Annotated in this window: 7 protein-coding genes and 1 pseudogene; all 8 read right to left on the bottom strand. The window is 36.2% G+C overall.

The window, feature by feature from the left end; genetic code table 11:
* Nucleotides 1–181: 181 nt before the first annotated feature.
* Nucleotides 182–376 (bottom strand): hypothetical protein, encoded by a 195-nt coding sequence (locus Q5Y73_RS24415; RefSeq protein ID WP_305994532.1) that lies wholly within the window; start codon nt 374–376, stop codon nt 182–184.
* Complete coding sequence (locus tag Q5Y73_RS24410; RefSeq protein WP_503366728.1) at nt 377–1,225, bottom strand: ATP-binding protein; 849 nt, start codon at nt 1,223–1,225, stop codon at nt 377–379.
* Nucleotides 1,158–2,150 carry a replication protein gene (locus Q5Y73_RS24405; protein ID WP_305994530.1) on the bottom strand — a complete coding sequence of 331 codons (993 nt, stop codon included), beginning with the start codon at nt 2,148–2,150 and terminating at the stop codon, nt 1,158–1,160. Before Q5Y73_RS24405 ends, Q5Y73_RS24410 begins: the two co-directional genes overlap by 68 nt.
* 212 nt (nt 2,151–2,362) lie before the next feature.
* Nucleotides 2,363–2,572, bottom strand: a pseudogene (locus Q5Y73_RS24980) (HNH endonuclease); the annotation flags it as partial.
* A gap of 181 nt (nt 2,573–2,753) precedes the next feature.
* On the bottom strand, nt 2,754–3,152 hold the full coding sequence (locus Q5Y73_RS24400; RefSeq protein ID WP_305994529.1) for a hypothetical protein: 399 nt from the start codon (nt 3,150–3,152) through the stop codon (nt 2,754–2,756).
* 1 nt (nt 3,153) lies between these two features.
* The gene (locus tag Q5Y73_RS24395; RefSeq protein ID WP_305994528.1) at nt 3,154–3,858 is read right to left on the bottom strand and encodes an MBL fold metallo-hydrolase; all 705 of its coding nucleotides are present in this window, start codon (nt 3,856–3,858) and stop codon (nt 3,154–3,156) included.
* Nucleotides 3,858–4,892: a hypothetical protein gene (locus Q5Y73_RS24390; protein ID WP_305994527.1), complete on the bottom strand. Its 1,035-nt coding sequence runs from the start codon at nt 4,890–4,892 to the stop codon at nt 3,858–3,860. The genes Q5Y73_RS24395 and Q5Y73_RS24390 overlap by 1 nt, the downstream gene beginning before the upstream one ends.
* The coding region (locus Q5Y73_RS24385) for a coiled-coil domain-containing protein (RefSeq protein ID WP_305994526.1) at nt 4,892–6,599 on the bottom strand (1,708 nt) is incomplete at its 5' end. The genes Q5Y73_RS24385 and Q5Y73_RS24390, both read right to left, overlap by 1 nt.

Here is a 6,599-nt window from a genome sequence, read left to right as displayed (position 1 = left end):
TTGCTGTAACTCCTTAACCTTTTCGTATTTTTCATGGATGTTGATTTCAACACCTACTTCCAACACTTTTTTATAATCATTGGGGTATTCAGTAAGCAATCTTAACTCTTTGTCTGTTGCTCGAACTATATAAGTCCTTTGACCTTCTTCAACTTTCCCTAGACCTTCAATTTTCATTTCCTCACCCTTTCTCACTAACTTCTAAAATCAAATCTTTTAGCTTTTCAATCACAAAATCTTCGCTCAATTCCTTACCGATCCCAACCGCTGACATTTGCTTGTATATAAACTGGATTCTGTTTTCTAATTGGGCTAAATCGCGTTTTATCAGGTGTTCCCACGACTCCCATTCTTCGATCATTTGTTTGTAAGACATCTAGGAGATACCTTGTCTATTCATTGCATCCTCTTGCCTTTTTGATGTCCCTCGATTTTCAATGATGTCACAGGACCCGATGATTCTATCAAGCAACCTCCCTTTTTCATCAAGCGGATTACCGTATTTATCTTTTGCAAACCACTCTTTCAACTCTCTGAGATTAAGGTTTGTGGTGTAATTTGTTTTCTTCCCCATTCGTCCGTTTATGATTGGATATAAGATAGAGTTAAACTCATATTCTGTAAGATATCCTGATCCTAATTCGTCCAGTGTCAATAAGTCGCATGTGTTGGCTGCTGTAATGATGTCTGTAATGGTTATTTTGCTGTTACGGTTCATTGTGTCTTTGACTAGGTTAAATAGCTGTGAGCAGTCAAGGAAAAGCGTCACATACCCCTGTTCATATAGTTCATGGTGAGTTGCAGCTGCAAGATGACTTTTTCCGTTTCCAACTGAGCCATAAACCATTTTTCCAAACTCTTGGTTTTCAAAATCTTCTGCGAACCTTTTAAACTCTGAATATGCTTCTTCTGTTCCATCTCTCAGGATGAAGTTATCAAAACTTGCATGCTTTAGAGTTTTGCTCATAAGGCTTTGTTTCATGATCCTATCTTGCTTCACCCTTAAATTCCTTCGTTCTCTTTGTCGTTCTTCTTCCTCATGCTTTTCTATTTCACATTTACAAACAGGTAAAGGATTGAGATTCCCAAGTCCTGTTCTAAACCTCTTAATTTCTTCCCTGCACTTAAGGCAGCAGTAAGCATCCTTTCGTAAATCGTCATCCCATAAGCTTGTCGAGGACGGAATCTGAGACACCGCCTGTGCTATTACTTGTGTTCCCTCCATCATTTCCATCACCACCATTTTGTTTTTTATAAGGGATTACGTTTGCTTTCTTACGCACCTTGTTTTCTTCTCTTGTATTGATTCCTTCTTTGATCCAACGTTCGCAAATGGATTTAAAATATTTTAAATTCGGCTTAGGAGAACTCCCTGCTTCTTTCATAGCTTCTTTGATAAAACCCTCAGAACACTTTCTCTCTTTCAGTTTTCTGATGTAATCACTAAATAGTCCATTCATCATCAAAGCACCAAATGCTTTTACATATACCTCGTGAATTGTTTCGTAATTTTCAGTTTCAGTAGTAGTAGAAGAAGAAGATATGTCTTTAATACTGTCTTTCTTGTTTTTAGACACCCCTCCAACCTTAGAGCCACAAGGGTTTGAATCATCCAAAACTTCATGTTTTGTGAAGTTTGACTTCATGTTTTGTGAAGTACCCACTTCATGTTTTGTGAAGTCTGTGTTTTTTCTTGCTTTGAAAAACTTCCTGTTTTGTGAAGTTTTTAACCTCACTAATCTCACTTTTGGTTTAGGTTTTTCTTCTATTTTTTTAGGTTGTTTTTGCTTCGAAATATTCAAATGTATAAGTTCATGGAAACGATCACTGTCCCAAGATGTAACAGGACTTACTTGCCAAAGTTCATAGTTTTTGTTGATTTCATATTCAGACTTTTCTTGATCCCAAAGCAGCACTTTACAACTCTCTAAATACTTCAATTCATTCTTCACGTGTTGCTGGGGGACTCCACAGATAGTGAAGTCCTTTTGTAAAGGTATAAGTGCTTTCTTTCTTCTGCAGCCATATGATAAGCGCCATACAAGGTTTAAAATGTCTTTCTGACGTTTTGAAAAGTTGCGTCTAATAATCTCGTCCCAAATCTCATTAGCTATCTTGATATATCCGTTCTCGATCTGTGGGTTAGCCATTTCACCACTTCCTCCATGTGGGTTATTCTTTTAAACTCTTGAATATAAAAACTGACCATCCAACTTATTAGATGTCTTTTGTTATGCATAATGACCTCCTAAATCAAATACCTCATTCTATAACCTTCAAACCATAACCGTCCTTCTCTACAAGAATGCGCCCAATCGTGACACGAATTGCAGATACACACTCCATTATCAATTGTTCCTAGCCCTCCTTGGCTACGGAATATAACATGGTGGACATGAGCGTGTAATTTGTAACATCTAACACATAGACCATTATCACGTTCAATTATTTGTTTCCTTACCTTTGGACTGAACTCAGCTAGTCTTGACCTCTTTGGTTTTCTTCTTTTACTAGAGAGCTGTTTCTCTTTGCTATAAGACCTTACTGGTTGGTTTGCTAGATTCAATTGCATCACCGTCCATCCTCGTGTTTACACAACATATATGGGTACTGGACCCGAACTGGTTCCCAGCCCGGATACCCAACTTTTATATAATGATCAACTCTCTTGTTTCTTAGTTCTTTATCTTTGATTTGCCACAGATGATCCGCTATACAGACTTTTAAAAGTGGCTTTTCATTTACTAGATTGTTCATGGTATTCTAGAACTTTGAGTACCATCCGCAATATCGATCTTTAATTTGTATTTCAATCTATTAATTTCTTCTTGGGTACTAATAAATGCATTTCTCCATCTTTGCTTTATTTGATACGCTTCTGACTCTTCATCTCTAAGATCTGCAATTATTAATTCAGCATGTTCTTTTTTTGGCGACTTAGCATTTAAATAAGCTATTGAATATTCGCGTTTCCTTTTTGCATAAATACGTTTGTGTTCGCCATCCAGAAAACTTGATAGCTTACCAATTAAAAACAAACTCTTTGTTAACAATTCTATTTTTCTAACTAGTCCACCCGGGTTATCTTCTATCAATTCATCTGCCATTTGATGATACTTAATGATTTCATTTGTATAACTTTTAACGTCCACTTCATTCACCTGCCACAAATACAGGTTTACCTGTAAGTTTCTTAATTTCACTTTTAAAAAGTTCTGCATTGCTGTTGTTATCGCTTAGATGAAGTAAATAAATCTCTTGTACCTTTGATAAGTCATTCGATCTAAAGAAATCTTTAATATTCTCTAAACTGAAGTGAGAGCGAAGTAATCGTTTCTTCATCACCACTGGGACCCTTCCGGATAGAATGTTTTCATTTAGTATTTTCATAGAGTAGTTACACTCAATCATGATGTGCGTAAGCCCTCTGAACTTGTATTTAAGGTAATAGGTATCTGTAGCAAACAATATCTTCTCACCTGCCTGATTAGCGATTAAGAAACCTAACGGTTCATTTACATCGTGTTGTACATCAAAGGGCAATATGGTCCATGATCCTATCGTGAGTTGTTTCTTAGCTGCAATTGGTTTCACTCTATGTCCATTGATTCCTAATGCATTCAGTGTTCCTTGGGAAGCGTATACATCGATAGATTTCATGATGTCTTTCACTGCTTCACAATGGTCTTTATGTTCATGAGTGATCAAACACCCTGCAATTTCTCTCATTCTAAATTCCAGTCCAATTTGAATATCTTTGTAACGGATACCGCACTCTAATAAAAGCGCGGTTTTTCCGTCAGTAACCTTGTAACAGTTCCCTTTAGAACTAGAAGCAAGTGTTGTAATCTCTATCATCAGAAACCTGGTCCTTCTTCGGCTTTTTCAGTCGGTATTTCTTCTGGTTGAGGTTCATCTTTAGTCTCCTTCAAGTTCTCCGGTTCTACTATCTCAACATCAATAACTTCACGATTCGCATTTTCTGAGATTTCTTTCCTCACTATTGTTGTAGTATCATCTGTAACCTCGCTGTGTACCATTTCAATAAATGCAGATCCAAAATTCTTAGGGATTTTTTTGACAATGTTGTTTCTCATTTTGCGAATAAGCATCTGCTCTCTACTTTGGTATTCCGTCCAAGCAGGGCTGATATATTTTTGCATTTCAGCATCATCCAAAGCATCTAAACCCAACTCTTTTGCTTTCTTTAATACCTCCACTTTTTTCTCGTTAATCTGTTGTTTTTCTTGTGGTTTTGCTTCATATCGGTTTTTACAAATTCCAAACGTCTCATTCATGAGGTTGTTATTGATATGTGCGACTAAATTTCTTGCTACGTCTGCGCGTTCAGCGATGTAATATTCATGAGTGTCATCTTTTTTTAAAATAGGATAAACAATCCTGACCACATCACCCGTGCCTTTTGGAGTCCATTGAGGTGGGGTTGTCTCAAAACCGTTATACTTCGGATATTCAAAGTCATCATCTTCTCTGACTAACCAGAATTGCCCCACTTTTTTCACATCACGTCCAAATCTAGCTAGGATTGCATCATTTCCGTCTCCTTCAATTCCCATTTCAATTTGTTTTTTCCACTTGTCACCCAACTTTACTTTCCGAATAGAGAAAAACACTTCTTTAGGGCTCGCTGCAGCGTTTAGTTTCAGGGAAGCAACGTTTAACAGAATTTGAGTAACGTTGCTTTGATCTAGTTGTTCATCATTCCAAGCTAGATTTTTAACATCTAAAACACTGTTAATTGAAGATATCGCACTCACTACACATTGTTTTGAATATTCATCCATCTGAACACCATTTCCGACCAACTGACGTTCAATCATCGGTGCATACGTATCTGTAACCTTTGCTAAAGCTGTTGAAAATTCACTCATTAAACCGCCTCCCTTTGTAATTCATTCTCTACTCTTAATTGTTTGTCATTCGCACTTACGACCAGTCTAATGACTTGAGTGTTTGTGTCGATAAAATTCGTTACAGCCTCCGCATTATCTATGAAAATAGGAGCTGTAAATCCGTAGTGGTCTGATAGAGTATTAATAATATCTAGTCCAACATTAATTCTTGCTGCGTTATTTAAACCTCCAGTGTATGGCACACCTTTATAGAGGGTTTCGCAAATCTCATTCAATCCACCATTTACTTGTTGTTCGAAAAGTTTGAATTGAGCATATTTGAATTTGGAATTAATCTTCTGTTCTAACAAATTCACCTTTGCTCGAGTAAATTCTTCAATGAGGTATAGGTCATGTTCTAATCTTTCATATTCCCCAGCTAGTTTTTCCTCTTGGACTTTAAGTTCTTGGATGCGTTTTTCTATTGTTTCTATCTGTCCGAATTTCGCTTTTTCTTTTTCTAGTTGGTCTACTTCTTTTCTCAATTCTCCAATTGCAGATTTCACTTTATCTACAGTTTCAAACTTAGATTCTTGGAGTTGTAAAATCTCTACTTGTATTTGTGAAGCTTCATTTTGTTTTTGAACATATTCAGGATCTAATAGGAATGCATATGAATTAGACTGTAATTCTTTTAAAGCTTGTTCTTCTTTTTCTAACTCTAATTCAGCTTGATTTAACTGTTTGGTTTGGGTTTCAATCTTTTTTGCTAACTCCTCGTTTTGATCCTTTAGTTTTATACTTTCATCAGATAACACTTTGCCTTTTGTTCTAATTTCTGCTAACTGCTCTGATTTTCGAAGATTAAAATTAGCTAGTGCCTTTTCATGTGCAGTCTTTATATCCTCTTCTGGCAATGCTTGTCCACATGTAGGGCAATTTTCATCATGCTGATGTTCAAACTCCGTTTTATTTACTTCGTGCCAATGATCCCGAACACCATCAATTTCATCGTCTTTAAGTTGGATTAGTTTTTTGTTATTTTCTATCGAACGCTCCATACTTTGAATATCATACCTAGCATCATTTACTGTTCTATTCAATTGAGAAACAACATCACCTTGGGATTTAACTTGATCCATCAAACCAGACTGTAACTTATTTTTTATTCCAAGCTGTTCACTTTCAATCTCTCTCAAACGTTTTTCTTTAACTGCAATTTCTCCACCAGATTGAATGCGATACAACTCTTCTTCATTTCCTTTGATCTGTTCTTTTATTTCGCTAATTTTCACTTCTATAAACTCAAAACTTAAACCGTTAGTATCTGGTATAGAGCGATAAGCTTCGTCAATGCGTACTGGTATCATTTCAATCTCTTCATTTAATTTTTTCTTTTGACTTTGGATCATAATTTTGTATTCATCGATTGTGCGACTTCCTAAGATACTAGGAAGTTTAATAAGTTGATCATTGTAGGAAATGACTTCCTGATCTGTCACGTCACCACAAACTTGGAGTAACACCTCTCTTCTTTTCTTCCAGTCAAGCTGCTCGTTGAAATATGCAGGATTCGTAAGGAGCTTGAATATATCTTCATCAATTATCTCTTCGATTTTCTTTTTATATTTAGTCTTTGGAACTGGTACGCTATCTATAAAGTAATCCGTTGTATGACCAGTGAATTCTTTTGTTACTGATCCGCGTTTCTTTGTCCAGTTTTCAGAATATACTTTTCGAAGAGTA

It is taken from the genome of Chengkuizengella axinellae, assembly GCF_030730905.1.
Classification (GTDB): Bacteria; Bacillota; Bacilli; order Paenibacillales; family KCTC-33759; genus Chengkuizengella; species Chengkuizengella axinellae.
This window is presented reverse-complemented; position numbering and strand designations above follow the sequence as displayed.